Source organism: Mycobacterium sp. IS-1742 (assembly GCF_001500125.1).
Classification (GTDB): domain Bacteria; phylum Actinomycetota; class Actinomycetes; order Mycobacteriales; family Mycobacteriaceae; genus Mycobacterium.
In genome coordinates, this window is record NZ_LQIV01000044.1 from 1 (window position 1) to 26,866 (window position 26,866).

Annotated in this window: 29 protein-coding genes, 1 pseudogene and 1 riboswitch; of the genes and pseudogenes, 15 read left to right on the forward strand and 15 right to left on the reverse strand. The window is 70.4% G+C overall.

Translation table 11 applies throughout. The annotated features are described in order from the left end of the window. The first annotated feature begins 267 nt into the window (after positions 1 to 267). The gene (gene eat / locus AU196_RS22990) at positions 268 to 1,671 is read left to right on the forward strand and encodes an ethanolamine permease (protein WP_059097402.1); all 1,404 of its coding nucleotides are present in this window, start codon (positions 268 to 270) and stop codon (positions 1,669 to 1,671) included. Here the strand turns inward: eat and AU196_RS22995 are convergent. Together AU196_RS22995 and AU196_RS23000 are read right to left on the reverse strand one after the other, a co-directional pair. Beyond that, entirely contained in the window at positions 1,668 to 3,317 is a 1,650-nt protein-coding gene (locus AU196_RS22995) for a DNA repair helicase XPB (protein ID WP_059097403.1), read from the reverse strand. The two genes, eat and AU196_RS22995, sit on opposite strands and share 4 nt — an antisense overlap. 42 nt (positions 3,318 to 3,359) lie before the next feature. Continuing rightward, positions 3,360 to 5,651, reverse strand: coding sequence for a helicase-associated domain-containing protein (locus AU196_RS23000; RefSeq protein WP_059097404.1), 2,292 nt, complete (start codon positions 5,649 to 5,651; stop codon positions 3,360 to 3,362). Positions 5,652 to 5,686: 35 nt separating this feature from the next. Between AU196_RS23000 and AU196_RS23005 the strand changes: the two genes are divergently transcribed. From AU196_RS23005 to AU196_RS23020, 4 genes are read left to right on the forward strand one after another with little or no spacing between them, the layout of a single operon-like run. Then, positions 5,687 to 5,908 carry a hypothetical protein gene (locus AU196_RS23005; RefSeq protein WP_059097405.1) on the forward strand — a complete coding sequence of 74 codons (222 nt, stop codon included), beginning with the start codon at positions 5,687 to 5,689 and terminating at the stop codon, positions 5,906 to 5,908. Positions 5,909 to 5,965: 57 nt separating this feature from the next. Beyond that, a complete protein-coding gene (gene moaC, locus AU196_RS23010; RefSeq protein ID WP_231737697.1) occupies positions 5,966 to 6,394 on the forward strand; it encodes a cyclic pyranopterin monophosphate synthase MoaC in 429 nt (142 codons plus the stop codon). After that, entirely contained in the window at positions 6,391 to 6,870 is a 480-nt protein-coding gene (locus AU196_RS23015; RefSeq protein WP_059097407.1) for a MogA/MoaB family molybdenum cofactor biosynthesis protein, read from the forward strand. Before moaC ends, AU196_RS23015 begins: the two co-directional genes overlap by 4 nt. After that, positions 6,867 to 7,295, forward strand: coding sequence for a molybdenum cofactor biosynthesis protein MoaE (locus AU196_RS23020; RefSeq protein ID WP_059097408.1), 429 nt, complete (start codon positions 6,867 to 6,869; stop codon positions 7,293 to 7,295). Before AU196_RS23015 ends, AU196_RS23020 begins: the two co-directional genes overlap by 4 nt. A 6-nt stretch (positions 7,296 to 7,301) precedes the next feature. On the opposite strand, the pseudogene AU196_RS26295 reads toward AU196_RS23020, so the two are convergent. The 4 genes and pseudogenes from AU196_RS26295 to AU196_RS23040 form a co-directional block, all read right to left on the reverse strand. Further along, positions 7,302 to 8,311: pseudogene (locus AU196_RS26295) on the reverse strand (transglycosylase family protein). Positions 8,312 to 8,320: 9 nt separating this feature from the next. Further along, positions 8,321 to 8,526: riboswitch (cyclic di-AMP (ydaO/yuaA leader) on the reverse strand. Positions 8,527 to 8,743: 217 nt separating this feature from the next. Beyond that, the gene (locus AU196_RS23030) at positions 8,744 to 9,010 is read right to left on the reverse strand and encodes a MoaD/ThiS family protein (RefSeq protein ID WP_059097580.1); all 267 of its coding nucleotides are present in this window, start codon (positions 9,008 to 9,010) and stop codon (positions 8,744 to 8,746) included. A gap of 1 nt (position 9,011) precedes the next feature. Then, a complete protein-coding gene (gene moaA / locus AU196_RS23035) occupies positions 9,012 to 10,064 on the reverse strand; it encodes a GTP 3',8-cyclase MoaA (RefSeq protein WP_059097409.1) in 1,053 nt (350 codons plus the stop codon). Beyond that, positions 10,061 to 10,465 (reverse strand): YccF domain-containing protein, encoded by a 405-nt coding sequence (locus AU196_RS23040; RefSeq protein ID WP_059097410.1) that lies wholly within the window; start codon positions 10,463 to 10,465, stop codon positions 10,061 to 10,063. Before AU196_RS23040 ends, moaA begins: the two co-directional genes overlap by 4 nt. A gap of 154 nt (positions 10,466 to 10,619) precedes the next feature. Between AU196_RS23040 and AU196_RS23045 the strand changes: the two genes are divergently transcribed. Together AU196_RS23045 and AU196_RS23050 are read left to right on the forward strand one after the other, a co-directional pair. Beyond that, positions 10,620 to 11,030, forward strand: a complete 411-nt coding sequence (locus AU196_RS23045; protein ID WP_059097581.1) for a cold-shock protein — start codon at positions 10,620 to 10,622, stop codon at positions 11,028 to 11,030. 98 nt (positions 11,031 to 11,128) lie between these two features. Continuing rightward, the gene (locus AU196_RS23050) at positions 11,129 to 12,133 is read left to right on the forward strand and encodes a glutathione S-transferase family protein (protein WP_059097411.1); all 1,005 of its coding nucleotides are present in this window, start codon (positions 11,129 to 11,131) and stop codon (positions 12,131 to 12,133) included. Here AU196_RS23050 and AU196_RS23055 read toward each other — a convergent pair. Further along, a complete protein-coding gene (locus AU196_RS23055; protein WP_059097412.1) occupies positions 12,130 to 12,618 on the reverse strand; it encodes a DUF2771 domain-containing protein in 489 nt (162 codons plus the stop codon). The genes AU196_RS23050 and AU196_RS23055 overlap by 4 nt on opposite strands. Beyond that, on the reverse strand, positions 12,615 to 14,201 hold the full coding sequence (locus tag AU196_RS23060) for an MFS transporter (RefSeq protein WP_197415881.1): 1,587 nt from the start codon (positions 14,199 to 14,201) through the stop codon (positions 12,615 to 12,617). Before AU196_RS23060 ends, AU196_RS23055 begins: the two co-directional genes overlap by 4 nt. A 181-nt stretch (positions 14,202 to 14,382) precedes the next feature. On the opposite strand from AU196_RS23060, the gene AU196_RS23065 reads away from it, so the two are divergent. Continuing rightward, positions 14,383 to 15,156 (forward strand): DUF3027 domain-containing protein, encoded by a 774-nt coding sequence (locus tag AU196_RS23065; protein WP_059097583.1) that lies wholly within the window; start codon positions 14,383 to 14,385, stop codon positions 15,154 to 15,156. On the opposite strand, the gene AU196_RS23070 is transcribed toward AU196_RS23065, so the two are convergent. Next, positions 15,157 to 15,609: an SRPBCC family protein gene (locus tag AU196_RS23070; protein ID WP_059097413.1), complete on the reverse strand. Its 453-nt coding sequence runs from the start codon at positions 15,607 to 15,609 to the stop codon at positions 15,157 to 15,159. Positions 15,610 to 15,643: 34 nt separating this feature from the next. Further along, positions 15,644 to 15,910: a DUF2530 domain-containing protein gene (locus AU196_RS23075; RefSeq protein WP_059097414.1), complete on the reverse strand. Its 267-nt coding sequence runs from the start codon at positions 15,908 to 15,910 to the stop codon at positions 15,644 to 15,646. Positions 15,911 to 16,000: 90 nt separating this feature from the next. Between AU196_RS23075 and AU196_RS23080 the strand changes: the two genes are divergently transcribed. From AU196_RS23080 to AU196_RS23090, 3 genes are read left to right on the forward strand one after another with little or no spacing between them, the layout of a single operon-like run. Then, entirely contained in the window at positions 16,001 to 16,432 is a 432-nt protein-coding gene (locus tag AU196_RS23080) for an Rv0880 family HTH-type transcriptional regulator (RefSeq protein WP_059097415.1), read from the forward strand. Between the two features lie 19 nt (positions 16,433 to 16,451). Continuing rightward, a complete protein-coding gene (locus tag AU196_RS23085; RefSeq protein ID WP_502687285.1) occupies positions 16,452 to 17,273 on the forward strand; it encodes a TrmH family RNA methyltransferase in 822 nt (273 codons plus the stop codon). A 36-nt stretch (positions 17,274 to 17,309) separates the two neighbouring features. After that, positions 17,310 to 17,594: a DUF2537 domain-containing protein gene (locus AU196_RS23090; RefSeq protein ID WP_082695841.1), complete on the forward strand. Its 285-nt coding sequence runs from the start codon at positions 17,310 to 17,312 to the stop codon at positions 17,592 to 17,594. A 35-nt stretch (positions 17,595 to 17,629) separates the two neighbouring features. Here AU196_RS23090 and sepH read toward each other — a convergent pair whose 3' ends face one another. Together sepH and serC are read right to left on the reverse strand one after the other, a co-directional pair. Beyond that, on the reverse strand, positions 17,630 to 18,487 hold the full coding sequence (gene sepH, locus AU196_RS23095; RefSeq protein ID WP_059097417.1) for a septation protein SepH: 858 nt from the start codon (positions 18,485 to 18,487) through the stop codon (positions 17,630 to 17,632). 102 nt (positions 18,488 to 18,589) lie between these two features. Further along, positions 18,590 to 19,702 (reverse strand): phosphoserine transaminase, encoded by a 1,113-nt coding sequence (gene serC / locus AU196_RS23100; protein ID WP_059097418.1) that lies wholly within the window; start codon positions 19,700 to 19,702, stop codon positions 18,590 to 18,592. A gap of 156 nt (positions 19,703 to 19,858) precedes the next feature. Between serC and AU196_RS23105 the strand changes: the two genes are divergently transcribed. Both AU196_RS23105 and AU196_RS23110 read left to right on the forward strand, forming a co-directional pair. Beyond that, complete coding sequence (locus AU196_RS23105) at positions 19,859 to 20,875, forward strand: AurF N-oxygenase family protein (protein WP_059097419.1); 1,017 nt, start codon at positions 19,859 to 19,861, stop codon at positions 20,873 to 20,875. A gap of 15 nt (positions 20,876 to 20,890) precedes the next feature. Then, positions 20,891 to 22,576, forward strand: a complete 1,686-nt coding sequence (locus AU196_RS23110) for a 4Fe-4S binding protein (protein ID WP_059097420.1) — start codon at positions 20,891 to 20,893, stop codon at positions 22,574 to 22,576. 2 nt (positions 22,577 to 22,578) lie between these two features. Here AU196_RS23110 and AU196_RS23115 read toward each other — a convergent pair whose 3' ends face one another. From AU196_RS23115 to AU196_RS23125, 3 genes are all read right to left on the reverse strand, one after another. After that, positions 22,579 to 23,028, reverse strand: coding sequence for a VOC family protein (locus AU196_RS23115; RefSeq protein ID WP_059097585.1), 450 nt, complete (start codon positions 23,026 to 23,028; stop codon positions 22,579 to 22,581). A 64-nt stretch (positions 23,029 to 23,092) separates the two neighbouring features. Continuing rightward, positions 23,093 to 23,710, reverse strand: a complete 618-nt coding sequence (locus tag AU196_RS23120; protein ID WP_059097421.1) for a maleylpyruvate isomerase N-terminal domain-containing protein — start codon at positions 23,708 to 23,710, stop codon at positions 23,093 to 23,095. Next, positions 23,707 to 24,837, reverse strand: coding sequence for a citrate synthase 2 (locus AU196_RS23125; protein WP_059097422.1), 1,131 nt, complete (start codon positions 24,835 to 24,837; stop codon positions 23,707 to 23,709). Before AU196_RS23125 ends, AU196_RS23120 begins: the two co-directional genes overlap by 4 nt. A gap of 60 nt (positions 24,838 to 24,897) precedes the next feature. Between AU196_RS23125 and pdxH the strand changes: the two genes are divergently transcribed. Both pdxH and AU196_RS23135 read left to right on the forward strand, forming a co-directional pair. Next, positions 24,898 to 25,560 (forward strand): pyridoxamine 5'-phosphate oxidase, encoded by a 663-nt coding sequence (gene pdxH, locus AU196_RS23130; protein ID WP_059097423.1) that lies wholly within the window; start codon positions 24,898 to 24,900, stop codon positions 25,558 to 25,560. After that, entirely contained in the window at positions 25,561 to 26,850 is a 1,290-nt protein-coding gene (locus AU196_RS23135; RefSeq protein WP_059097424.1) for an MFS transporter, read from the forward strand. It abuts the gene before it with no gap. The last annotated feature ends 16 nt before the right edge of the window (positions 26,851 to 26,866 follow it).

Below are 26,866 nucleotides of genomic sequence, written 5' to 3' on the forward strand. Positions count from 1 at the left end.
AACCGGCCCCGCGGCGGCCGAGGGAGCGGGTTGCGCGGCGGCGGCGCCCGCGAGCCACAGTGCGCCGAGGCCGACGGCCGCGCCGGCCAGCGTCAGCCTGGTTCCGCCGATGGTCGCGGCGGCGCGGAGGCGCGGTCGTCCGATCATGGGTGTCGAGGCTAGCGTGTCCGGGCCGACACCGTCGGCTGTGTGGCCAGATCGCCGGGCCGACCGGCCCAGACTGGCGAACGGCCGGTGCGATCCCCGCGGCCGGTCTAGCATCACCGGGTGGACATCACGCACAGCGAATCCAGCGAGTACCTCGCCAAACGCACGCTCAAGCAGGGCACTGCCGGCTGGGTCCTCCTCGCCGGCCTCGGCGTCGGATACGTGATCTCCGGCGACTACTCGGGATGGAACTTCGGGCTCGCGGAGGGCGGCTTCGGTGGGCTGCTGATCGCGGGCGTGATCATCGCCGGCATGTACCTGGCGATGGTGTTGGGGATGGCCGAGATGTCCTCGGCGCTGCCCGCCGCGGGCGGCGGCTACACGTTCGCCCGCCGCGCACTCGGACCGTGGGGCGGATTCGCCACCGGCACAGCCATTCTCATCGAGTACGCGATCGCACCGGCCGCCATCGCCACCTTCATCGGCGCCTACGTCGAATCGCTCGGGCTGTTCGGCATCACCGATGGCTGGTGGGTGTATCTCGCGGTGTACCTGCTGTTCATCGGGATCCATCTCAGCGGCGTCGGCGAAGCGCTCAAGGTCATGTTCGTCATCACCGCCATCGCCCTGGCGGGCCTGGTCATCTTCGCCATCGCGGCGGTCGGGAGCTTCGACGCCGCGAACCTCACCGACATCGCGCCCACCGATGCTGCGGGCGCCTCGTCGTTCCTGCCGTTCGGTTACCTCGGGATCTGGGCGGCTGTGCCGTTCGCGATCTGGTTCTTCCTCGCCATCGAAGGTGTGCCGCTGGCCGCCGAGGAGGCCAAGGATCCGTCCCGCAACGTTCCGCGGGGGATCCTCGCGGCGATGGCCGTGCTGCTGGTCACCGGCAGCGCCGTGCTGGTGCTGGCGGCGGGCTCAGGCGGGGCGGGCCTGATCAGCGCCTCCGGCAACCCGCTGGTGGAGGCGCTCGGCGACACGGCGATGGCCAAGGTGGTCAACTACATCGGCCTGGCCGGGTTGATCGCGAGCTTCTTCTCGATCATCTACGCCTACTCGCGTCAGCTGTTCGCGCTGTCCCGCGCGGGGTATCTGCCCAAGCGGCTGTCGGTGGTCAACTCGCGCAAGGCGCCGACGCTGGCGCTGGTCGTGCCCGGCATCATCGGCTTCATCCTGTCGTTGACCGGCCAGGGCGCCATGCTGCTCAACATGGCGGTGTTCGGCGCCGCACTGTCCTACGTGCTGATGATGGTCAGCCACATCACGCTTCGCGTGCGCGAACCAGATATGCCCCGGCCGTACCGCACGCCGGGCGGTGTCGTCACCACCGGGTTCGCGCTCGTCGTCGCCGCCCTGGCGGTGGTCGCGACGTTCCTCGTGGACAGCACCGCGGCCACCTGGTGCCTGGTGGTGTTCGCCGCGTTCATGGCGTACTTCGGGATCTACAGCCGCCACCATCTGGTGGCGAACTCGCCCGACGAAGAATTCGCCGCGCTGGCCGATGCGGAGAAGGACATCAGCTAGACGGCGGGGCCCAACAGGTCGTCGGCGTCCTTGATGACGTAGCCGTAGCCCTGTTCGGCGAGGAACCGCTGCCGGTGCGCGGCGTACTCGGCGTCGAGGCTGTCGCGGGAGACGACGGAGTAGAACACCGCGCCGCCGCCGTCGTGCTTGGGCCGCAGCAGCCGGCCCAGCCGTTGCGCCTCTTCCTGCCGGGAGCCGAAGGTGCCCGAAACCTGAACGGCCACCGAGGCTTCCGGGAGGTCGATGGAGAAGTTCGCGACCTTCGAGACCACCAGCGTCGAGATCTCACCGCGGCGGAACTGGTCGAACAGCAACTCGCGTTCGGCGTTCTTCGTCGACCCCTGGATCACCGGGGCGTCCAGTTCCTGGCCGAGCTCCTCGAGCTGGTCGAGGTAGGCGCCGATCACCAGGGTCTGTTCGCCCTTGTGGCGCTCCAGGATCGACCGCACCACCGCGATCTTCGTGTGCACGGTCGAGCAGAGCTTGTAGCGCTCCTCGGGTTCGGCGACGGCGTAGAGCATGCGCTCGTTGTCCGTCATCGTCACCCGCACCTCGATGCACTCCGCGGGCGCGATCCAGCCCTGCGCCTCGATGTCCTTCCACGGGGCGTCGTACCGTTTGGGACCGATCAGGCTGAACACGTCGCCTTCGCGGCCGTCTTCGCGGATCAGCGTCGCGGTCAGCCCCAGCCGGCGGCGTGACTGCAGGTCGGCGGTCATCCGGAAGACGGGCGCGGGCAGCAGGTGCACCTCGTCGTAGATGATCAGGCCCCAGTCGCGGCTGTCGAACAACTCGAGATGGCGGTACTCACCTTTGGTCCGGCGGGTGATCACCTGATACGTGGCGATCGTGACCGGCCGGATCTCCTTCTTCTCCCCGGAGTACTCGCCGATCTCGTCCTCGGTGAGCGACGTCCGGGCGACCAGTTCGCGTTTCCACTGCCGGCCCGCGACGGTGTTGGTCACGAGGATCAGCGTGGTGGCGCCGGCCTTGGCCATCGCCGCGGCGCCCACGAGCGTCTTGCCCGCACCGCACGGCAGCACCACCACACCGGAACCACCCGACCAGAACGAGTCGGCGGCCATCTCCTGGTAGTCGCGCAGCTGCCACCCGTCCTGCAGCAGGTCGATCGGATGGCGCTCACCGTCGACATAGCCGGCGAGGTCCTCGGCAGGCCAGCCGATCTTGAGCAGCATCTGCTTGACCCGGCCGCGTTCGCTGGCGTGCACGATCACCGTGTCGTCGTCGATGCGCGAGCCCAGCATCGGCGCGATCTTCTTGTTGCGGAGCACCTCCTCGAGCACCGCGCGGTCCAGACTCACCAGCACCAGGCCGTGGACCGGACTCTTCACGAGCTGAAGCCGGCCGTAGCGGGCCATGGTGTCGACGATGTCGACCAGCAGAGGCTGGGGCACCGCGTAACGGGAGAACGACACCAGCGCGTCGACCACCTGCTCGGCGTCGTGGCCTGCGGCGCGGGCGTTCCACAACGCCAGCGGGGTGATGCGGTAGGTGTGGATGTGCTCGGGGGCGCGCTCCAGCTCGGCGAACGGGGCGATCGCCGCGCGGGCGGCCTGGGCCTGCTCGTGGTCGACCTCGAGCAGCACCGTCTTGTCGGACTGCACGATCAAAGGGCCGTCGGTCATGCGCGATCCCGCTTCGCTTCTCGCTCGAAGGTCATTGCTCCATTATTCGTTCTCGGCCGACACCACCGAGGTCACGCGGTGGATGGCGAATTCGCGCACCCGTCCGGATGCCGGATCGTAGGCGGTCAGCTGGCCGCCGCGGACGTTGACGGGGGCCACCACCCGCTGCGTGGCCACTCCGGCCGGATCGACGTAGCCAATCACCACCGACGTCTGCTGTAGCGCGGCTTCCTGCAGTTGCGTAATCGCAACGCCGGGATCGAGCCGCATGTTCCCGGACGGTGCGGCGGCGACCTTGCGCAGCACCGCGACGATCGCGCCGAGGGTCTGGCCGGTGGGGGTGGGCGCGGGCCGGTAGACCCGCCGACGGCCAGGGGCGGGCACCCGCGACCCGCGGGAACGGATGTCGACGATCGCGCCGGACGAGTCCTCGGCGGCGGGGGCGAGCCCCGCGTTGCGCAGGGCGGCGAGCACGTCGGCGATCGGCGCCTGGGACACCGCGACCGTCGGCGCCAGCAGCCGCAGCTCGACCGCGTCGGTGGCCGGTGCGGCCACGGCCTGGGCCAGCAGCGCCGGGTCCTCGCACCGCACGAAGGCCGACGCGATGCCGACCCGTAGCTGGCCGTGGCGGCGCGCGACGTCGTCGATCAGATACGTCAATCCCTGCGGCACCGGGGTTCTGGAGTGCCGGCCGAAGAACGCGTGCAGTTCGCTCGCAGTCTTGCCGGTGTCGAGCGCCCGCCGTATCGACGCCTCGCTGACCCGGTACACCATCGCCGCGCCCGCCGACTCCACCGCTGCGACGGCCGCCAGCTGCTCGGCGAGGTCGCGTTCGAGCGGACCCGGCACGACGACGGTGAGATCGGCCTGCACCAGGAAGTGGTCGATGGGTGAGGGCAGCACCTTCGCCATGGCCGCCACGACATCCTCGGGGGGGTGGCCGGCGAGCAGGCCGCGGGCGGGCGTCGCGATCGCGCCGCGGCCCACCACGCCGAGCGCGTGCGCCTCGGTGAGCAGGCCGCCCACCGGTTCGGGCTGCAACCGCACCGCCCAGCGCGGCCTGCGCCAGATCATCGCCCGCGAGGCCGACGCCGCGTCGACGCCGGATCCGGCGGGCAGGTCGGCCAGCACCGCCAACAGCAACCGGCGATCCAGTGGAGCCGCCGTCGAGTACAGCGAATCCGACAGCGAGGCATACGGTTTGCCGTCGGGGCCCCGGCTGCCGGTGAGCCCCGGCCTCGCGGGCAGGTCGAGCCACGTCGAGGCAAACAGGTGCCAGCGCACCGCGGTCGGCGACTCGATGAACCGGTCGGCGGCCACCGTCGGTGCCCAGAACGTGCCGGTCCCGTCGCCCGGGTCGGGTTCGGGAATCCCCGCCGCGATGAGGCCCGCACCCAGAGCCACCTCGAGGATCAGCCCCAGCCGGCGTTCGTCGATACCCGTGGCCTTCACGAGGCGTTTGAGGTCGCGGACACCGAGGCCGCCACTGCGCAGTTCCGGCACCGGTGCCGAGGAGAGCGCCTCGAGCACCACGTCGACCTCGCGCAGCAGGTCGATCGCCGCGCCGGCGGCGACGGCGTCGACCTCCGAGGTCTTCGTCGAGGTGGTCACGGCATCGGGCGGGTTCAGCTGGGTCGGACCGGGTGCCTCGCCGCGCAGCACCTGGCCGACGAGGCGGGGCAGGATCACGGTGTCGTCGTCGACCTGGCGCAACAACCCGGCCGCCAGCAGGCGCTGCACCGGGCGGTCGGCCGGCGTCCCGGGCGCCGCGTCCCGTGTGCGGCCGACCGGCGAACCCTCCAGGAGCCGCTCCAGCAGGTCGCGCTGTGCGGTGTCGAGTCCGTCCAGCCTGTGCGCGATGTCGTCGGCGCCGTGCTCGGCCGTCTCCACCACCGCCTGGCCCGGGTACCACGGCAGCCCGGACGCGACCTCCGCCGCAACCCGGACCTCGTCGTCACCCCACACCAGGGCCCGCCCCCGCAGATCGTCGACGGCAGCGGTGACCGCATCTTCTCCGGCGCGCGCCCCGATCAGCTCGAACAGCTTGGTCAGCGGCACCGCGGTGGTGTCGGCGTGCAGCACGAGCAGCGCGTCCAGCACGGCCAAGCGCAGGAAATCCAGGCCGTCGGTGGCGGCTTTCACCGACTGCCGCGAGGTCGCCCGCGCGGCCAGCGCGGCGATGGTGCCCGGCGGCGGCTGGGTGAGGTCAGGGCGCAACTCCAGCAGCCGGATGAGCCGCTCGTCGGGTAGTTGGGCCAACCAGGCGCCCAGGGGGACGCCGGTGTTCCCCCGAGTCGCTGCGCTCCTGCCCGCCGGCGGAGTGTGTGCTGTCATTGCTGACCAGCGTAAAGCAGCCGCCCGAGGTCGCCATGCGCTGCGGCGTTTGCCACAATGTGGGCGTGGCTGACAAGAAATCGAAGAAGCAGTACATCGATCCGGGGTGGCCCACCCACCTCGAGGGTGACGAGCACGCCGTGAGCGAACTCGCCACCGATCGCACCGGGGCGCTCTCGCCGTTCGGTGACCTGACCTTCCCGCTGCCAGCCGACGAGCTGCCGTACCTGCATCCCGTCACCGTCGTGAACAGGTAAGTGGCCGCGAGCTCGCAGCAGGGGCTTTCGCACGTCGACGAGTCCGGCGCGGCGCACATGGTCGACGTCAGTGGCAAGGACGTCACCAAGCGCACCGCCGTCGCCGCGGGCACGCTGCACACCCGCCCCGACGTGGTCGCGCTGATCGCGTCCGGCGGTCTGCCCAAGGGTGACGCGCTGGCGACCGCGCGGGTCGCCGGCATCATGGCCGCCAAACGCACCAGCGATCTGATCCCGCTGTGCCATCAACTCGCGCTGACCGGCGTGGACGTCGACTTCGAGGTCGGCGAGAGCCATGTCCGCATCACCGCGACCGTGCGGACCACCGACCGCACCGGTGTGGAGATGGAAGCGCTCACGGCGGTCAGCGTGGCGGCCCTGACCGTCTACGACATGATCAAGGCCGTCGATCCCGCCGCCCGCATCGACGACATCGCGGTGCTGCGCAAAGAGGGCGGCAAGACCGGCACCTGGACGCGGACGTGACACGCACCGGCCGCGTGGTCATCGCCTCCACCCGGGCCGCGGCAGCCGTGTACGAGGACCGGACCGGACCCCTGATCGTCGAGTGGTTGACCGGCCGCGGTGTCGAGACACCCGATCCGGTCGTGGTCGCCGACGGCGCCCCCGTCGAAGCGGCCCTGCGCGCGGCGGTCGACGACGGTGCGGCCGTGGTGATCACCTCCGGCGGCACCGGCATCTCACCCACCGACGCCACCCCGCAGGCCACCGCCGCGGTCGTCGACTACGAACTGCCCGGACTGGCCGAGGCGATTCGGAGGGCGGGGCTGCCGAAGGTGCCCACCGCCGTGCTCTCCCGCGGGATCTGCGGCGTGGCGGGGCGCACGCTCGTGGTGAACCTGCCCGGCTCACCCGGCGGCGTCAAGGACGGGCTGACCGTGCTCGCCGACGTGCTCGACCACGCCCTGGATCAACTCGCCGGAAAGGACCATCCGCGATGACCGCCGTCGTGCTCCGCGCCGCCGTGACCGAGGATCGGATCGACCTGGCCGAGCACGAGGAATTGGTGGCGCACGAATCCGCAGGCGCGGTAGTCAGTTTCGCCGGTGTGGTGCGCGACCACGACGGCGGCCGCGGGGTCACCCGGCTCGAGTACTCCGCGCATCCGAGCGCCGCGCAGATCCTCGCCGAGGTGGCGGCCGAGATCGCCGCGGACTGCGACGGCGTCCGCGCGATCGCGGTCAGCCACCGCGTGGGACCCCTCGAGATAGGTGACGCCGCCCTGGTGGCCGCTGTGGCAGCGGACCATCGCAGGGCGGCCTTCGACACCTGTTCCCGGCTCGTCGACGCCGTCAAGGACCGGATACCGGTGTGGAAGCACCAGTTCTTCGGCGACGGCTCCGACGAGTGGGTGAATTCGGCCTGACCCGAATCAGGCGGGCGGCAGGACCGGTGCGGGTGCGGGGGCCGGAGCCGGGGCGGGCGCCGTGCCGACCGGGATCGGCGCCGGGCCACCCGGGGTGTCCGGAGTGGTCAGCGGCCGCTGGGTCAGCGCCAGCAGTGCATCCGAACCCGAGATCTCCTGGGTCTGGATCGCGTGCCAGATCTCCTTGAGGTACGTGACGTTCGGGCTCTGGCCGGGTACCTGACCGGGGTCGACGGTCGTCCCCGGCGGCAGGTTCTCCGGGCTGGCCAGGTGCGGCACCTCTGCGGGCAGCTGCGGCAGGCCGGCGGGCACCGCCGGAACCTGGCCGCTGGCGGCCTGGTTGGCGGCGTCGAAGATCGGCTGCGGGATGTTGACCGCGTTCAACGGGGCCAGCGGATCCGGGGCCGGGGCGGCGACCGGCGCGGGGGCCGGAGCCGGAGCCGGAGCGGGAGCCGGGGCCGGGGGAGCGAACTGCAGCGGCGCGGGGACGCCGAGCGACCAGTTCTGAGGCTGCGGCTGACCCGGTGCCGGGGCGGCGGCGGTGTCCCAGTTCGCGGCGGCGGCGGGGCGAACGGATCGATCGGCGGCGGAGGCGGCAGGATGCCGTTCAGCGGCGCGGGGTCGATCGGCTGGTCGACGACGTTGCGCGGCGTCGCACCCGAGAGCGGACCGCCGCAGGAGGGCCATGCGCCCTTGCCCTGGCTGGCGAGCACCCGCTCGGCGACCGCGATCTGCTCTTCCTTGGTGGCCATGTAGGCCGCGGGGGCGAACTCGCCGCCGCCGTGTCCGGCCCAGGTGCTGGGCGAGAACTGCAGCCCGCCGTGGTAGCCGTTGCCGGTGTTGATGGCCCAGTTGCCGCTCGACTCACACGCGGCGACCTGGTCCCATTCGCCGTCGGTCGCCGCGCCGGCCTGTCCGGCGAGGGCGAGACTGCCACCACCGATCACGGCGCCGGTGAAGGCGATCTTGGCGACACTGACCGTGGAATTCGTGGGCTTGCGATGCCGTCCACTCATAAGTGCGATAGATCCTCTCGTCGGCGCCCGCGAGGTCAGCTGTCGGGTTCGGGTGGGAGAGGTCACCCGGCCGGTCTCGGTTGCCCGATCCCGGCTTCACCCCAAGGGGCCGCTGGCGGCCCCAGGTCCTTTCGGTGGACCGGTGGGTCCCCCGCCTCCATCCAGGTGGTTCGTGGTCCCCCGCGTCGACGGATGGAGCTCGGCGCTATCGGGCGGGGCGGGTCGGTCGATAAGGGTCGACTGACCTGGGAATGAACGGTAACCGCTGTCCGCGCACCCGTCACCTTTTCCCGACCTCGGCGTTTCCCGCCACGGCAAATTTTAAAGGGGCTCTAAATGCGCAGGTTGGCTCGCCGTTTTCGCAGGTGTTTCCGGACGTGAACTGGGCTATAGCCAGCTTGTGACCAATTCGTTATGTGACGCAAATCACGCTTATCCGCCGGCGAACGGGGGAAGTACATCGAGCGTCTGAGCGTTGCTCAACGCTCTCCCCGTATCCCGCACGGCCACGCCGTCACAGAGGTACGAACACCGCGCCAGCACCCGCTTCAATTCCGGGTTGCGGCAGGCCAACTCGTCGACCAGGGCCTGCACCGTCGTACCCGTGGGAATGGTCAGCTGCTCCGCGTCTGTTCCCGCGGCTGCCCGTGCCGCGGCGAAGTAGCGGACCGCGACGCGCACCGTGGTGGTGGTCGACACGTCAGCCTCCGATCGCACTCATCGGCCGCGACGGCTGCTCGAAGCCGGGGTCGTTGATGCCGTGGCCGGCGGCTTTCGTCCACATCGCCGCCCGCCAGGCCTGCTCGATCGCGTCGTCGTCGGCGCCGCCCCGCAACAACCGCCGCAGGTCGCTCTCCTCGCGCGCGAACAGGCAGTTGCGCACCTGCCCGTCGGCGGTGAGCCGGGTGCGGTCACATGCCGCGCAGAACGCCTCCGACACCGACGCGATCACCCCGACCTTCGCCGTCCCGCCGTCCACCCGCCACAGCTGCGCCGGGGCCGAACCGCGCGGCTCGGAATCGGGGACCAGGGTGAAGTGCTCGCGCAGCGCGGCCAGGATCGTGGCGGCCTCCAGGGAGCGCCCCCGCTGCCACTGGTGTTCGGCGTCGAGCGGCATCTGCTCGATGATGCGCAGTTGGTAGCCGTGGTCGAGGCAGTACCGAAGCAGCGCCACCGCGTCGTCGAGGCCGGTCTCCGGGTCGAGGACCGCATTGACCTTGACCGGGGTCAGGCCCGCCGCCTTGGCGGCGGCCAACCCGGCCAGCACGTCGTGCAGCCGGTCGCGTCGGGTGATGCGGGCGAAGTGCGCGGCGTCGACGCTGTCGAGCGAGACGTTCACCCGGTTCAGACCCGCTGCCTTGAGACCCTCGGCGCGCCGTGCCAGTCCGATACCGTTGGTGGTCATCGCCATCTCCGGGCGGGGTCGGAGCGCACCCGTTGCGGCCACCACGTCTTCGAGGTGGCGCACCACCAGCGGTTCACCACCGGTGAAGCGCACGTTGGTGATGCCGAGTCGGGTCACCGCGATGCGCAGCAGCCGGATGAGTTCGTCGGCGCTCAGGAGCTGCTCACCGGGCAGCCAGTTCAGGCCCTCGGCGGGCATGCAGTAGGTGCAGCGCAGGTTGCAGCGGTCGGTCAGCGACACCCGCAGATCGGTGGCGATGCGGCCGAAGGTGTCCACCAGCGGCCCGGTGGTGGGCATACCCTCCGCCGGCCGCTGGACGGTCGGAACACCGAGTGAGGTCACCGTCATGCGGCGGCTCGCATGGCGGGTGCGGGCGGGTCGACGGGCACGATCTCCTTGCCGAGCGGGACCAGCGACACCGGGATCAGCTTGAGGTTGGCCAGCGCGAGCGGGATGCCGACGATCGTCACGGCCATGGCCGCAGCGCTGACGATGTGGCCGATTGCCAGCCAGATGCCGAACAGCAACACCCAGATCACGTTGCCGATCAGCGCGCCGGGGCGTGGGCCCGGCTTCTCGACGATGGTGCGGCCGAACGGCCACAGCGCGTAGGAGGCGATCCGGAAGGCGGCGAACCCGAACGGGATCGTGATGATCAGGACGAAGCAGAGGACTCCCGCCACCGCGTAGCCCAGCGCAAGCCACAGGCCACCGAAGATCAACCAGATGATGTTCAGCAGAACTCGCATATCGGGCGCACTTCTTCCTCGAGCGGTGGAACAAAGCCTACCGATAAGGGTGTGAAGTCGCCGGTCGACTCCGAGTAGGATCGGCCTCGACGCGTCCCGGCGCAAGCGGGACGCTTTCCTTATGTTGGTGCGAGACGACGAGCAGGTGACCAAAGTGCCGACCGGCAGGGTGAAGTGGTACGACGCCGAAAAGGGCTTCGGCTTTCTGTCCCAGGAGGACGGTGAGGACGTGTACGTCCGGTCCTCGGCGCTGCCCGCGGGTGTCGAAGGGCTCAAAGCGGGCCAGCGCGTCGAGTTCGGCGTGGCGGCCGGCCGTCGAGGACCGCAGGCGTTGAGCCTGACGCTGATCGACCCGCCGCCGAGCCTGAGCAAGACCCGGCGCGAGGCCGAACGTCCCGAGCACAAGCACAGCCCCGATGAACTCCACGGCATGATCGGTGACCTCATCACGCTGCTGGAGAGCGCGATCCAGCCCGACCTGCAGAAGGGGCGCTACCCCGACCGCAAGGTCGCGCGCCGGGTGTCGGAGGTCGTCAAGGCCGTCGCCCGCGAACTCGACGCCTGAATCCCGCGGCGCCCCGCGCCGACCGTGAACTCCTTGCGAAAATCCGACGGATTTCTCGCAGTGGCTTCACGTTCGGCGAAGGCGGGCACACTGCTGCCATGAGCTATGTCGCCAGCGGTGGCGAATTCAACCGCGACACCGACTACATCACCGATCGGATCACGGCCGACGGCCGCGACGGCTACCCGGTCGAACCGGGGCGCTACCGGCTGATCGTGGCGCGGGCCTGCCCCTGGGCGAACCGCACGATCATCGTGCGTCGCCTGCTCGGCCTCGAGGACGCGCTGTCCATCGGCTTCTGCGCACCCACGCACGACCAACGGAGCTGGACCTTCGACCTCGACCCCGGCGGCGTCGACCCGGTGCTGAAGATCCCGCGCCTGCAGGACGCCTACTTCAAGCGGTTCCCCGACTACCCGAAGGGCATCACGGTGCCCGCGGTCGTCGAGGTGTCGACGGGCCAGGTCGTCACCAACGACTTCCCGCAGATCACGCTCGACTTCTCGACGGAGTGGACGCAGTACCACCGCGACGGCGCCCCCGACCTCTACCCGGACGGGCACCGCGACGAGATCGACGAGGTGGCCCAGCGCATCTACACCGAGGTCAACAACGGCGTCTACCGCTGCGGGTTCGCCGGTTCACAGCGTGCCTACGACAAGGCCTACGACCGCCTGTTCACCGCGCTGGACTGGCTCGAGGACCGGCTGACCGGGCAGCGATACCTGGTGGGCGACACGATCACCGAAGCCGATGTCCGGCTGTTCACCACGCTGGCCCGCTTCGACCCCGTCTACCACGGGCACTTCAAATGCAACCGGACCAAGCTCTCCGAGATGCCCGCGCTGTGGGGATACGCCCGCGACCTGTTCCAGACGCCCGGCTTCGGCGACACCATCGACTTCGTGCAGATCAAGCAGCACTACTACATCGTCCATTCCGACATCAATCCCACACAGGTGGTGCCCAAGGGGCCCGATCCGGCCAACTGGCTGACGCCACACGGCCGGGAGGCGCTGGGCGGCAGGCCCTTCGGCGACGGGACACCGCCCGGCCCGACCCGGGAGGGGGAGCGGGTGGCCGCCGAGCACACTCCGCTCTAGTCCCACACCATCCGCACGGACCACTCCGCGTGCGGGACCTCGAACACCTCACCGGCCTCGTCCTGCACCAGCGTGAGCAGTTGCACGGCGATGCCGGTGAGCCTGCCGCGCTGCGGGTCGACGGTCGGGACCGTCACCGCCAGCCGGGTGTCGGGGCGGAACACCGATTCGGTGGTGTCGGCGGGGTCTTCGTACACGCGCAGCAGCCGCCACGGCGCCTCGGCGATCGCCGAGGGGACCGACAGCTGCACCGGATCGCGCTCGGTGACGGCGAGTTCACCCTGTTGCCCGGCAGGCCTGCAGTCGGTGGGGTCGATGACGTCGCAGAACTGGAAGGGGCCGACGCGGGTCAGCTCGCCGCGGGTGAAGGCGCTGATCTCCGGCAGGGCGGGTTCGTGATCGCGGGTGAGCTGCCAGACCAGCAGCGCCGTCGCCGCGGTCGCCAGCACCGCGACGGCCGCCAGCACGGCCAGGACGCGTTTCACTCGTGTGCCACCCCGGCGTCCTCGGAGCGGCGGCCTTCCTGTTCGGCCAGCACGGGCCGGTTACCGCCGAACCCTGGAATCAGCGATTCGCCGCGGTAACTCACGACGGTCTGGGCAAGCCCGAGTATCAACACGGCGGTGATAGTAGTGAAGCCGATCCACAGGTCGGTGTAGATGAGGACCCCGGTGGCACCGCCGGCGACCCACGCGAGCTGGAGCAGCGATTCGGAGCGGCCGAACGCCGAGGCCCTGGACTCCTCGGGGAGGTCGTCCTGCAGCGACGCGTCGAGCGAGGCCTTGGCGATCGCGCTGGCGCCCGAGGTGATCAGGGTGGCCGCCGCCGCCACCAGCAGGTTGCCGGTCAGCGCGGTCACCAGCGCGACGGCCGTCACCGCGGTGGCCGCCCGCACGACCAGCCGGGCCGGGTGGCCCAGTTCGAGCCTGGCCGCGGTCATGTTGCCGACGAAGTTGCCCACCGCGGCGGCGGCGCCGATCAGGCCGAGGATGCGCAGCTGCTCCCAGCCGCCGGCGTCGTGCGACTTCGCCACGAACGCCGGGTAGAGGAACAGGAACCCGACCATCACCTTGATCGTGCAGTTGCCCCACAGCGCGGTGATGGTGTTGCGGCCCAGCGGCTGGCGGGCCTTGCCGGTCCGCTCGGAGGGCGGCTCGCGGCGCAGCCCCTCGCTGCCGCCGTGGTAGCTCAGCGTCGCGGGGACCTCACCGGCGGTGACCTCCACCCATTTGGGAATCCGCATGGACAGCACCGCACCGGCCACGGTCGCCGCCACGATGACGTACAGCGCGCCGGGGAGTTGGAACAGGTTGAGCAGGTATTCGGCGCCGGCCGCGACGCCGCCACCGACCACGGTGCCGCCGAGCAACCCGAACGTGGTCAGGCGGGAGTTGACCCGCACCAGGTCGATGGTCGGGGGCAGTACCCGCGGGGTGACCGCGCTGCGCAGCACCGAGAACGATTTCGACAGCACCATCATCCCGAGCGCGCAGGGGTAGAGCACCCACGACGGGTAGCTGCCCGTCAGGCCGTCGTAGTTCGCGATGAGCAGCACCACCAGTGCCGTGCGCGCCAGGAACGACGCGGCCAGCGCGACGCGGCGGCCGTGCTGCAGCCGGTCGAGGGCCGGACCGATGAGCGGGGCGATCACCGCGAACGGCGCGATGGTGATCAGCAGGTACAGCGCGACCTTGCCCTTGCTCTCCCCGCTGGCCGCGGCGAAGAACAACGTGTTGGCCAACGCCACCGCCATCGCCGCGTCGACGGCGAAGTTGGCCACGACCGGCCAGGTGAGCGCGGTCAGCCCGGATTTGTCCGCACCGTCGGCGGTCGCGGCCCGGTGCACCAGGCCGTACATCTTCGAGCCCATCTCGCGGCTGCGCTGCGCCGCCGCGCGGGTGACGGTGACCCTGCCCGCTCCGGCGCCGACCCCGGGCGGCGGGTCGTAGTGGTGGTGGTAGCCCGGGGGCGCCGGTTCGTCCAGCGGGGGCAGCCAACGGTTCGCGCTCGGTGTGGACTGCCTGCGTGCCCGCCGGTAGGAACCACCGTCGCTGGGATAATTCGCCATCCCGGGATGGTCGTGACCCGCGGGCGGCCGGGGCGGGTAGTACCGAGCGTCGCGCCGGAAATCTCCGTCACTCTCATCGCGTCCGCCGGCCACGTCACGATTGTCCCCTATGGCACCGACTGGCGGCCGACAGCCGACCGGTGTGGCTTTCCGGTATCGCTCTGCGGCACTATGGGATGCGATGGACAGCCTGACCGACACCGCAGCCGACGTGGCCCGACGTCCCGCCGATCTCGAAGCGGTGCTGATGGGCGCCGTGGAGCAGGCGCGCGCCGCGCTCGTCGAGTTCAGCGGGCACGACACGATCGGGGAGTACCTCGGCGCGTCCTTCGAGGATCCGACGTCGGCCACGCACCGCTTCCTGGCCGACATGCCGGGGTACCGGGGCTGGCAGTGGGCCGTCGTCGTCGCCGCCTATCCGGGCGCCGAACAGGCCACCATCAGTGAACTGGTGCTGGTCCCCGGCCCGACGGCGCTGCTGGCCCCCAAATGGGTGCCGTGGCAGGACCGCGTCCGCCCGGGCGACCTCGGACCCGGCGACCTGCTGGCTCCGCCGCGTGAGGATCCCCGTCTGGTCCCCGGCCACGTCGCCACCGGCGATCCCCAGGTCGACGAGACCGCCGCGGAGGTCGGACTGGGCCGCAAACAGGTGCTGAGCCGGTGGGGTCGCGTCGACGCCGCGCAACGCTGGCACGACGGCGAGTTCGGCCCGGGTTCGGCGATGGCCCGCTCGACGAAACGGATGTGCCGCGACTGTGGGTTCTACCTGCCGCTGTCCGGTTCGCTCGGGGTCATGTTCGGCGTGTGCGCCAACGAGATGTCGGCCGACGGCCACGTGGTCGACTCCGAGTATGGCTGCGGTGCGCACTCGGACACCCCGGCACCGCAGCTCACCGGGTCGCCGCTGTACGACCCGTACGACGACGGCGTGATCGACCTGGCCGAGAACGACTGATCAGTTCTCCGCCGCGGCCTTGATCTTGGCCAGCGACTCGTTCATCCCGGCGACGAGTTCTTCCTCGAAGCTCGGCACACCGCCGAACAGCGCGTTGACGGTCATGGTCGACACCGCGGTCACCCCGTTCTCGGCGTTGCGGGTCTCGACCAGGCGCGTGCCGGTGGCCGTCGGCTCGAGTTCATAACTCCACACCGTCTTGTTGGCGTTGACGCGGAACGCCACCTTCTTCTCGGGCACGACCTCGGTGACCGTGCAGGTGGTCGGCCAGACGATGCGGTTGCGCCGGTTGAGGTTGATGGTCCTGGTGCCCGGCCGCAGCGGGCCGAGCAGCTTCATGGCACGGCACTGCGGGCTCCACTGCGGCATCCGGCCGAGGTCGGAGACCAGTGACCAGACCTTGGCCACCGGGGCGTCGATCTCGATCTCTGCGTGAAGCAACGGTGCGGCCATGGATCCTCCTGATTCGGGGCGGCGGGCGCAGTCCTCAGCGAAGCCCGCTCTGGGCGCCGCGCGCGCCGCGGCGTACGGCGTGACGTTGCCACAGGAAGATCGAAGTGCCAAACACGCCGATGCCCAGTCCGGCGATCGTGAACGGACGCCACTCGTGCAGCGCGGAGACCGTGAACGCGAGCACGGTGGCGAGCAGCCATACCGCGGCGATCACGAGAATGACGGGCCGCGGGTCGAGCAGGGCGGCCGGCAGCGGCGGCGGCTGCGGCGAGGCGCTTTCCGGAGTGTGTTCGTCGGCCATCAATGCCAACCTAGCCCATCCGAAATGATTCGTGATCACGGATATTCGTTCTGATCGCGACTTTTAGCGACCCTATGTAGTATTTGCTTCGTGATCGACCTGGAGTCCCGGCTGGCCAGCGATTTGTCTCTCGCAGTAGTGCGGCTGGCTCGTCAATTACGCTTTCGCCGTGCTGAATCGCCGATTTCGCTGTCGCAATTGTCAGCTCTGTCCACGCTGGCCAAAGAGGGTGCGATGACGCCGGGCGCGTTAGCTGTGCGGGAGCGGGTGCGTCCGCCTTCAATGACTCGGGTGATCGCGTCACTGGCCGAAATGGGTTTCGTCTCACGTGACGCCCATCCCGTCGACGGCCGGCAGGTGCTGGTTTCGGTGTCGAAGGCCGGGGCCGACCTCGTCGAGGCGGAGAAGCGGGCCAGCCAGGAGTGGTTGCAGCGCCGGCTCGGCCAACTGGAACCCGAACAGCGCAGGACGCTGCTGATGGCCGCCGACCTGATGTCGGCGATGGTCGAGGAGAGCGCGTAAGCTTCGCCGCCGTGCGGAGATCGCAGCGTTGACCACCGTCATCGACGTCGACGATCCCGCCGACCCGCGCCTCGACGACTTCCGCGACCTCAACAGCATCGACCGCCGACCCGACCTGCCCAGCGGCAAGGGGTTGGTGATCGCCGAGGGTGTGCTGGTGGTGCAGCGGATGGTGGCTTCCCGGTTCACCCCCCGCGCGCTGCTCGGTACCGACCGCCGGCTCACCGAACTCGGGGCCGACCTCGACGCCGTCGACGCGCCGTTTTACCGGGCCTCGGCCGAGGTGATGGCGGAGGTCGTCGGCTTCCACCTGAACCGGGGCGTGCTGGCCTCGGCGTCGCGCCCGGCCGAGCTCCCCGTCGCCGAGGTGGTCGACGGCGCCCAGACCGTGGCGGTGCTCGAGGGTGTCAACGATCACGAGAACCTCGGCTCGATCTTCCGTAACGCGGCCGGGCTCGGTATCGACGCGGTGATCTTCGGGGCCGGGTGTGCCGACCCGCTGTACCGGCGGGCGGTGCGCGTGTCGATGGGCCACGCGCTGCTCGTGCCGTTCGCGCGTGCCACCGAATGGCCGGATGAGCTGAACCTTCTGCGCGACAATGGCTTCCGATTGTTGGCGATGACGCCGGACCCGGCCGCCGACACCGTGGCCACGGCGATGGCGGCGCTGGGGGAGGAGAAGGTCGCGATCCTCGTCGGTGCGGAGGGCCCCGGTCTGACCGAGCGCGCGATGCGGGCCAGCGACCGGCGGGTGCGCATCCCGATGTCGCGGGGCACCGATTCGCTCAACGTGGCGACCGCGGCCGCGCTGGCGTTCTACGAGCGTGTCCGGTCGGGCTAGATTGCCTCAGGTGGGCGTGACCGGGGAGGTGACATCGTGACCGACGAATCCACGCCGTGGGGAACGGGTTTGACGGTGGCCGCGGGGGTCGCCGCGGTGATCGCCACCGCCGTCATCGTGCTGAGCGTTGGGCTGCTGCGCGTGCACCCACTGCTGGCGGTCGGCCTGAACATGGTCGCCGTGGGCGGGTTGGCGCCGACGGTGTGGGGGTGGCGGACCCGGCCGGTGTGGCGGTGGTTCGCGTTCGGTGCGGGCGTCGGCGTGGCGGGCGGGTGGATCGCGCTGCTCGCGATCACCCTCAGCGGGATGGTGCCGGCCTAGCCGTCATCGCTGGTGTCGGCTCTTCGCGCAAGCGCTCATCGCTGCCCACTGGAGCGGACCCCGAGCAGCACATCCTCCCACCCGGGAACGGTCGGACGGGCCTTGGCCTTACGCGACTTCGCCGGCTTGGGCGCCTGCGGTTCCGGGCCGGTCTCGGCCTCGAGGGCAGGTTGCGGCGCGGGCGCGGCCTCGGGTTCGGGCAGCGGTGCCGGGGCAGGTGCGGCCACGGGCGCCTGCGGTGCGGCGGGAGCGTCGAAGTCCAGCTGGGCGAGGGGTGCGACCGGGCGCAGCGGGCGGCTGAAGTCCGGGTCGATCAGCTGGTAGGCCGCCTCGTCGAACGCGGTGACGGTGCCGCCGTGCGCGCCGGGGGAGAACCGGAAGTGGGCGACGTTGTCGGACCGACCGGCCTTCCACGCCACCTGCACCGTCCAGCGGCCGTCCTCGTTGCGCCAGGCGTCCCAGTTCGTCGCGTCGGGGTTCAGCCCGCGTGCGACCAGCGCGGTGCTGACGGTCTCGAGCAGGGTGAGCACCGCGGGGCCGTCGGACAGGACCGGATGCGCGGCGGTGGCGAGTTCGGCGGCCCGCGACCGCTCCAGCAGTACCGGGTGGGCGAACCGTTCCACCCGCTCGATCGGCATTCCCGAAGCGTTCGCGACCTGCTCGACAGAGGCGCCCGCGCGGATCTTGGCCTGGATATCCCTGGGACGCAGCACGTTGTGCACCTCGACATCCATCATGGTCTGGTCGGCCGATCGATTGAACGCGGCCCGGTCCCCGCGGGCCGCGGCGCGGAACCGGTCATCGATGCGCAGCGCGAACTTCTCACCGGAGTCGGTCTGGCAGAGGATCGTGTTGCCGTCGACGTCGAGTTCGACGACCTTGAGTTCCCGCACTGCGACCTCCTCCGGGCTCGTTCGCGGCGCCAGGCGCCAGCCCGATTAGCTGGTCAGCCTACTGCGTTACCTGCCCGTGACCACGGTGACACGCGGCGTGAACTACAACCGTTCGACGACCCAGTCGACGCACCGGGTCAGCGCGCTGACGTCCTCGGGGTCGACGGCGGCGAACATCGCGACCCGCAGCTGGTTGCGGCCGAGCTTGCGGTACGGCTCGGTATCGACGATTCCGTTGGCGCGCAGGATCTTCGCCACCGCCGCGGCGTCGACGTCGTCGGAGAAGTCGACGGTGCCGACCACCTGGGAGCGCAGAGCGGGGTCGGTGACGAACGGCGTGGCGTACGTCGACGCCTCGGCCCACGAGTACAGCCGCTGCGACGAGTCGGCGGTGCGTTTGACGGCCCAGTCCAGCCCGCCGTTGCCGTTGAGCCAGTCCAACTGGTCGGCGAGCAGGACCAGCGTGCCGATCGCGGGGGTGTTGTAGGTCTGGTTCTTGAGGCTGTTCTCCACCGCGATCGGCAGGGAGAGGAAGTCGGGGACCCAGCGGCCCGACTGCGCGATCCGGTCGATGCGCTCGAGGGCGGCGGGGCTGACGACCGCGAGCCACAGGCCGCCGTCGCCGGCGAAGTTCTTCTGCGGGGCGAAGTAGTAGGCGTCGGCCTGGGCCATGTCGACGGGCAGCCCGCCCGCGCCGGAGGTCGCGTCGATGACGATCAACGCCTCACCGGAGCCGGCCGGGCGCTGCACCGGGACCGCGACCCCGGTCGAGGTTTCGTTGTGCGCCCAGGCGATGACGTCGACCGACGGGTCGGCCTGCGGTTCGGGCGCGCTGCCCGGATCCGCTTTGACGACGATCGGGTCCTCGACGAACGGATTCTTCTGCACGCAGGAGGCGAACTTGCTGCTGAACTCGCCGTAGGTCAGGTGCAGCGAGCGCTTGTCGATCAGGCCGAAGGTGGCGGCGTCCCAGAACGCGGTGGACCCGCCGTTGCCGAGGATGACCTCGTAGCCGTCGGGCACCGAGAACAGCTGCTTGACGCCGTCGCGGACCCGGCCGACGAGATTCTTGACCGGCGCCTGGCGGTGCGAGGTGCCGAACAGGTCGCCCGCGGCCGCGAGCGCGGCCAGTTGTTCGGGACGCACCTTCGACGGGCCGGACCCGAAGCGTCCGTCGCGGGGCTTGAGATCGGCGGGGATGGTGAGTTCGGCCATGGGTCACCAGCGTAGTTCCTGCGATTTCGGTGCAGTCAGTTGCGCCGGGCGCGACCGGCTACACCGAATTCACAGCACACTCATGGACAAGTACCCGATACCTGCGGTACTGTGTACAGAAGACCGGTGAATGTAAACCCCGCTTGGGAGGCTCATATGGCTCGCACACGCACGGTCCGCAGGTGGCGCCGCAACATGGACGTCGCCGACGACAAGGCTTACGTCGACACCCTGACCACCCTGTCCGAGGGGTCGGTGCGACGGAACTTCAACCCCTACACCGACATCGACTGGGACAGCCCCGAATTCGCGGTGGTCGACAGCGACCGGCGGTGGATCCTGACCGATACGGACCCGCTGGGGCGCCACCCGTGGTACCGCGCTCAGCCCGTCGACCGGCAGATCGAGATCGGGCGGTGGCGTCAGGCCAACGTCGCGAAGGTCGGCCTGCAATTCGAGATCATCCTGATCCGAGGGCTGACGAACTACGCGTTCTGGGTGCCCAACGGCTCACCCGAGTACCGGTACTGCATGCACGAGACGGTCGAAGAGTGCAACCACACCATGATGTTCCAGGAGATGGTGAACCGCATCGGCGCCGACGTGCCCGGGATGCCGCGCCTGCTGCGCTGGCTGTCGCCGTTCATCCCACTGGTGGCCGGCCCCCTGCCGATCCCGTTCTTCTTCGGCGTGCTGGCCGGCGAGGAGCCGATCGATCACACGCAGAAGAACGTGCTTCGCGAGGGCAAGGCGTTGCACCCGATCATGGAACGGGTCATGGCCATCCACGTTGCGGAGGAGGCCCGCCACATCTCGTTCGCTCACGAGTACCTGCGCAAGCGGCTGCCGCATCTTCCGCGCAGGCAGCGGTTCTTCCTCTCGCTGTACGTCCCGGTGGTCATGCGGGTGCTGTGCCAGGCGATCATCGTTCCGCCGAAGTCGTTCTGGCGTGAGTTCGACATCCCGAAGTCGGTCAAGAAAGAGCTGTTCTTCCGCGCGCCGGAGTCCCGGCAGTTCCTGCGTGACATGTTCGGCGACGTCCGGATGCTGTGCCACGACACCGGCCTGATGAACCCGCTCGCGAAGCTCATGTGGCGCATCTGCCGGATCGACGGACGGCCCAGCCGTTACCGCAGCGAACCGCACCGTCAACACGTCGCCACCGCGGCGTAAGGGGGAGGCGCGACCGTGCCCCATGTGATCACCCAGTCGTGCTGCAGCGACGGGTCGTGTGTCTTCGCCTGCCCGGTGAACTGCATCCACCCAACCCCCGACGAACCGGGCTTCGCAACCGCCGAGATGCTCTACATCGACCCTGCGGCCTGCGTCGACTGCGGGGCGTGTGTCAGCGCCTGCCCCGTCGGCGCGATCGCGCCCGAGGCCGCGCTGACCGATTCGCAGTTGCCGTTCGTCGAACTCAACGCCGCGTTCTATCCCGAACGCCGGCCGGACGAGAAGGTGCCGCCGAGTTCGAAGCTGGCGTCGGTGCCCGACGCCCCCGTCGTGCACTCCCGTCCCGACAGCCCGCTGCGGGTCGCCATCGTGGGATCCGGTCCGGCCGCCATGTACGCCGCCGACGAGCTGCTCACCCAGCGCGGCGTGCGGGTCACGATGTTCGAGCGGCTACCCACCCCCTACGGCCTGGTCCGCGCCGGGGTGGCCCCCGACCACCAGACCACCAAGCGGGTCACGCGGCTGTTCGACCAGGTGACGGCGCGGCGCGAATTGCGGCTCTATCTCAACGTCGAGGTCGGCACGCACGTGACCCACGACGAGTTGTTGGCGCATCACCACGCCGTGCTGTATGGCGTCGGCGCGCCCACCGACCGACGCCTCGCCATCGACGGGATGGGTCTGCCCGGCACCGCGACGGCCACCGAGGTCGTCGCCTGGTACAACGGCCACCCGGACTACGCGGCCCTGCCGGTCGCGCTCGACCATCACCGGGCGGTCGTGATCGGCAACGGCAACGTGGCGCTCGACGTCGCGCGCATACTCACCACCGACCCGAACCGGCTGGCGACCACGGACATCGCCGATCACGCGCTGGCCGCGCTGCGCGCCTCCCAGGTCGCCGAGGTGGTGATCGCGGCCCGGCGCGGACCCGCCCAGTCGGCGTTCACGCTGCCCGAACTGATCGGGCTCACCGCCACGTGCGACGTGGTGCTCGACGCGACCGACCTTGAACTGGTCCGGCGCGACCTGACCGATGAGACCGACCCCCTCACCCGCAACAAACTCGAGATCCTCGCGAAGCTGCCCGACGCCTCGGCGCCGATCACCCGCCCGCGGATCCGGCTCGCCTACCGGCTGACACCGCGACGTGTCACCGGCGCGACGCGCGCCGACGGCGTCGAGTTCACCGGCACCGGCACCGACGAGGTGTGCCACCTCGACGCCGGGCTCGTGCTGTCGTCCATCGGCTACCACGGCAGACCGCTGGCCGGGCTGCCGTTCGACGAGGCCGCGGGCGTCGTCCCCAACGACGGCGGCCGCGTCGTCGATCCGTCGTCGGGTCGGCCCGTTGCGGGGAGCTACGTCGCGGGCTGGATCAAACGCGGACCGACCGGCTTCATCGGCACGAACAAGTCGTGCGCCGCGCAGACGGTGCACCACCTGGTGGACGACTACAACGCCGGGCTGCTCACCGCGCCGTCGGCCGGTCACGGGGAACTGGACCGGTTGCTTCGGCAACGCCGTCCCGACGTGGTCGACAGCGACGGCTGGCGCGCCATCGACGCGGCGGAGGTCGCCCGCGGCGGCGGCGACCGTCCGCGGGTGAAGTTCACCGCGATCCCCGACATGCTCGCGGCCGCGGCGGCCGCACCGACACCGAGTGTCGGGCGCCGCCTGCTCGCCGGGTTGCTCCGGTAGGCCTACTGGCCGCCCATTGCGGCCTGCAGTTCCTCCTGGCTGACCTCGCGGACCGGCTGGCCCATCGACCACAGGTGGCCGAACGGGTCGCGCAGCACGCCGTAGCGGTCGCCCCAGAACTGGTCCTCGACCGGCATCACCACGGTGGCGCCGGCATCGACCGCCCGCTGGAACTTCGCGTCGACATCGGTGACCTGCAGATGGATGGTGACCGGTGAGCCGCCCAGCGCCGTCGGTGTCGACGGCTTACCGTCGTTGTACTCGGGGAAGTCGTCGTTGAGCATCACCAGCGAGCCGTTGATCTGGACTGCGCCGTGCATCAGCTTGCCGTCGGGACCGGGCATCCGCCCCAACTCGGTGGCGCCGAAAGCCTTGACATAGAAGTCGATCGCGGCGGCTCCGTCATCGACGCAGAGGTGCGGGGCGACTAGGGGTTGCACTTCGATGGCCATGGGAATCTCCTCGGGTAGGTGGACAGTCACCATGCTGACCCAACCCACCGACAAATCTCATCGGTCACACGACGGAGAAGGCGGGCGGCAGCGCTGCCCGTCCCGTCAGCGCCAGCAGCACCTGGGCCCCGCGGCCCGAGATCACCGCGATCTCGGCGGCCAACCGCACCGCGGCCACGAACACCTCCGGCGGCGGCGCGTAGTCCACCCCCGCCGCACGCCCGATGTCCAGACCGTGCACGACCAGTTCGAAGGTCCGCGTCGGGAGGTAATCGCTCAGCCGGATCCCCAGCCCGCCGATCACCTCGATGAGCGGGTCGCCTGCGCCGTCCACGTCGGCCACCGCGGTCGCGGCCAGACGCGTCACCGCCGCCGCCGGATCCTCCCCGAGCTCGCGGCCGGCCTGTCTGCCGCGCTCCGCGACCGCCGCCGGGTCGATGCCGAGCGCCTCGGGCGTCACCGTGAGGTAGTACTCGGCGGCGCTCGTGACGTCTCGCCGGGCCGCGGTCGTACGCAGATACGTGCTGACAGTGGTCAGCGAGCGCGACGTGTGGCCGACCAGCGCCCGCAGATCCCACTCACCCAACCCCGGGCCGTCTAACGCGGCGACCGGGAGGCGGGCCACCAGATCGACGAAACTGTCTGCGGCAACGGCGAATACGGCCGCCGGGTCGGTGCTCACCCGGCGGCGACGCGGTCCCAGCCCTCGACGGACTCGAGGCTGCGCGGGTCGGGTCCGACATAGATCGCCGACGGGCGCACCAGCTTGCCCAGTCGCTTCTGTTCGAGGATGTGGGCGCACCAGCCGGCGGTGCGCCCGCACGTGAACATCGCCGGCATCATCGAGGCGGGCACGCGGGCGAAATCGAGGATCACCGCGGCCCAGAACTCGACGTTCGTCTCGATCGCGCGATCGGGGCGGCGCTCCCGCAGTTCGGCCAGTGCCGCCTGTTCGAGCGCGGCGGCCACCTCGTAGCGGGGCGCCTCCAGACGTTCGGCGGTGGCGCGCAGCACGCGGGCCCGCGGATCCTCCGCGCGGTACACACGGTGCCCGAAGCCCATCAGCTTCTCCTTGCGGTCGAGGATGCCCTTGACCACGGCGCGGGCGTCACCGGTGCGCTCCACCTCGTCGAGCATCGGCAGCACCCGCGCCGGTGCGCCACCGTGCAGGGGGCCGCTCATCGCGCCGACGGCCCCCGACAGCGCGGCCGCGACGTCGGCGCCGGTGGAGGCGATCACCCGGGCGGTGAACGTGGAGGCGTTCATCCCGTGCTCGGCGGCGGTCACCCAGTAGGCGTCGATGGCCTCGACATGCCTCGGATCCGGATCACCCTGCCATCGGGTCATGAAACGAGCTGTGACGGTGGTGCATTCGTCGATCGACCGCTGCGGAATGGCGGGCTGGTGAATTCCGCGCGCGGACTGCGCGACGTAGGACAGCGCCATCACCGAGGCGCGCGCGAGTTGCGCCCTGGCGGTGTCGTCGTCGATGTCGAGGATCGGTTTGTAGCCCCAGATCGGGGCGAGCATCGCGAGCCCGGCCTGCACGTCGACGCGGACGTCGCCGCTGTGGATCGGCAGGGGGAACGGTTCGGCGGGCGGCAGCCCGTCACCGAAGCGCCCGTCGACCAGCAACGCCCACACGTCACCGAACGTCACCCGGTGGGCGACCAGGTCCTCGATGTCCACGCCGCGGTAGCGCAGGGCCCCGCCGTCCTTGTCCGGTTCGACGATCTGGGTGGTGAAGGCCACCACTCCCTCGAGCCCCTCGACGAAATTCTCCGGCACCGACGGCGACGTCTGAGTCATGGCCAGATTCTCGCACCCGGGGCAAGGATCGGCCGGACCGGTCGGCGTAGCGTTGGCGCGGTGACGGAGGCCGGCAACGAGCACTTGGCGAGGATGCGCGTGGAGTACGGATCGGTGGAGAAGGACGGCAGCGCCGACCTCGACGCGGACTGGTTGGCCGACGGCTGGGTTGCGCTGCTGCGCAGGTGGTTAGCGGATGCGGAGGCGGCCGGGATCTCCGAACCGAACGCGATCGTGCTCGGCACCGTCGACGCCGCCGGACGGCCGGTCACCCGCACGGTGCTGTGCAAGAGCGTCGACGACGAGGGCATCACGTTCTTCACCAACTACGGCTCCGCCAAGGGCGCGGACCTGGCGGGCGCGCCGTACGCCTCGGCGACGTTCCCGTGGTTCGCCCTCGGCCGCCAGGTCCATGTGCGCGGCGCGGTGACGAAGGTGTCGGCCGAGGAGACCGCCGACTACTGGTCGAAGCGGCCCCGCGGATCGCAACTCGGAGCGTGGGGGTCGCAGCAGTCCCGGCCGATCGCGTCGCGCGCGGCGCTGCTCGACCAACTCGCCGAGGTGACCGAGCGGTTCGCCGGCCACGACACGGTGCCGGTGCCGCCGGACTGGGGCGGCTATCGCATCGCCGCCGAGGTGGTGGAGTTCTGGCAGGGCCGGGAGAACCGCGTGCACAACAGGATTCGGTTGAGCGGGGGCCGCGTCGAGCGGCTCCAGCCCTAGGTGAGGCGGTTCTTCGCCGACACCACACCCCTGCGGACGCGGGACTTCCGCCGGCTGTGGGTGGCCGGTGTCCCGACCGTCATCGGCGCGAACCTGACCATCTTCGCGGTCCCCGTGCAGTTGTACGCACTCACCCAGAGCTCCGCCTACGTGGGGCTGGCCGGCGTGTTCGCGCTGGTGCCGTTGATCGTCTTCGGGCTGTGGGGCGGGGCGCTGGCCGACGCGATGGACCGGCGGGTGCTGCTGATCATCGCGTCGTGCGGGCTGGCCGTCGCCTCGATCCTGCTGTGGCTGCAGGCCGCCCTGGCGCTCAACAACGTATGGGTGGTGCTGTGCCTGCTGGCGGTGCAGCAGGCGTTCTACGCCGTCAACGCGCCGACCCGGTCGGCGGCGATTCCGCGGATGGTGCCCGCCGACCAACTGCCCGCGGCGAATTCGCTCAACATGACCGTCACCCAGGCGGGCGCGATCATCGGCCCGCTGCTCGCGGGTGTGCTGCTGCACTGGGTCGACCTGTCGACGCTCTATCTCATCGACGCGATCACCTGCCTGGTGCCGATCCTGGCCACCGTCCGCCTCTCACCCATCCCGCCCACCGGCGCCGGGACCGGGGCGTCGCGGTTCGGCCTCGGCGCGGTCGTCGACGGCTTCCGGTACCTGGCCGGCAACCAGGTGGTGCTCATGTCGTTCGTCGTCGACCTCATCGCGATGATCTTCGGGATGCCCCGGGCGCTGTTCCCCCAGCTGGCACACGAGAGCTTCGGCGGACCCGTCGCGGGCGGCACCACGATGGCGTTGCTCGCGGCGTCGATGTCGGTGGGCGCGGTGGCGGGCGGGGTGTTCTCCGGATGGCTGCCGCGGGTGCGCAGGCAGGGGCTCGCGGTGGTGGGCGCGATCGTCGTGTGGGGACTCGCGATGGTCGGGTTCGGCATCGCCTGCGGGCTGGCCGACGGACACACCGGGGCACTGTTGTGGGCGGCGTTGGCGTTCCTCGCCGTCGGCGGGGCCGCGGACATGGTGTCGGCCGCCTTCCGATCGACCATCCTGCAGGAGGCGGCCTCCGACGACGTGCGCGGACGGCTGCAGGGGGTGTTCATCGTCGTGGTGGCCGGCGGGCCGCGCGTGGCGGATGTCCTGCACGGCGCCGCGGCGGCGGCCGTGGGCACCACCATCGCCGCGGCCGGCGGTGGCGGGCTGGTGGTGGTCGGCGTACTCGCCGCCGTGGCGCTCGCCCCGGCGTTCGTGCGCTACCGCACCGCGCCGGTTCCGTCCGAGAGTGACAAAGTGTGACCACCGGCGATTTGCG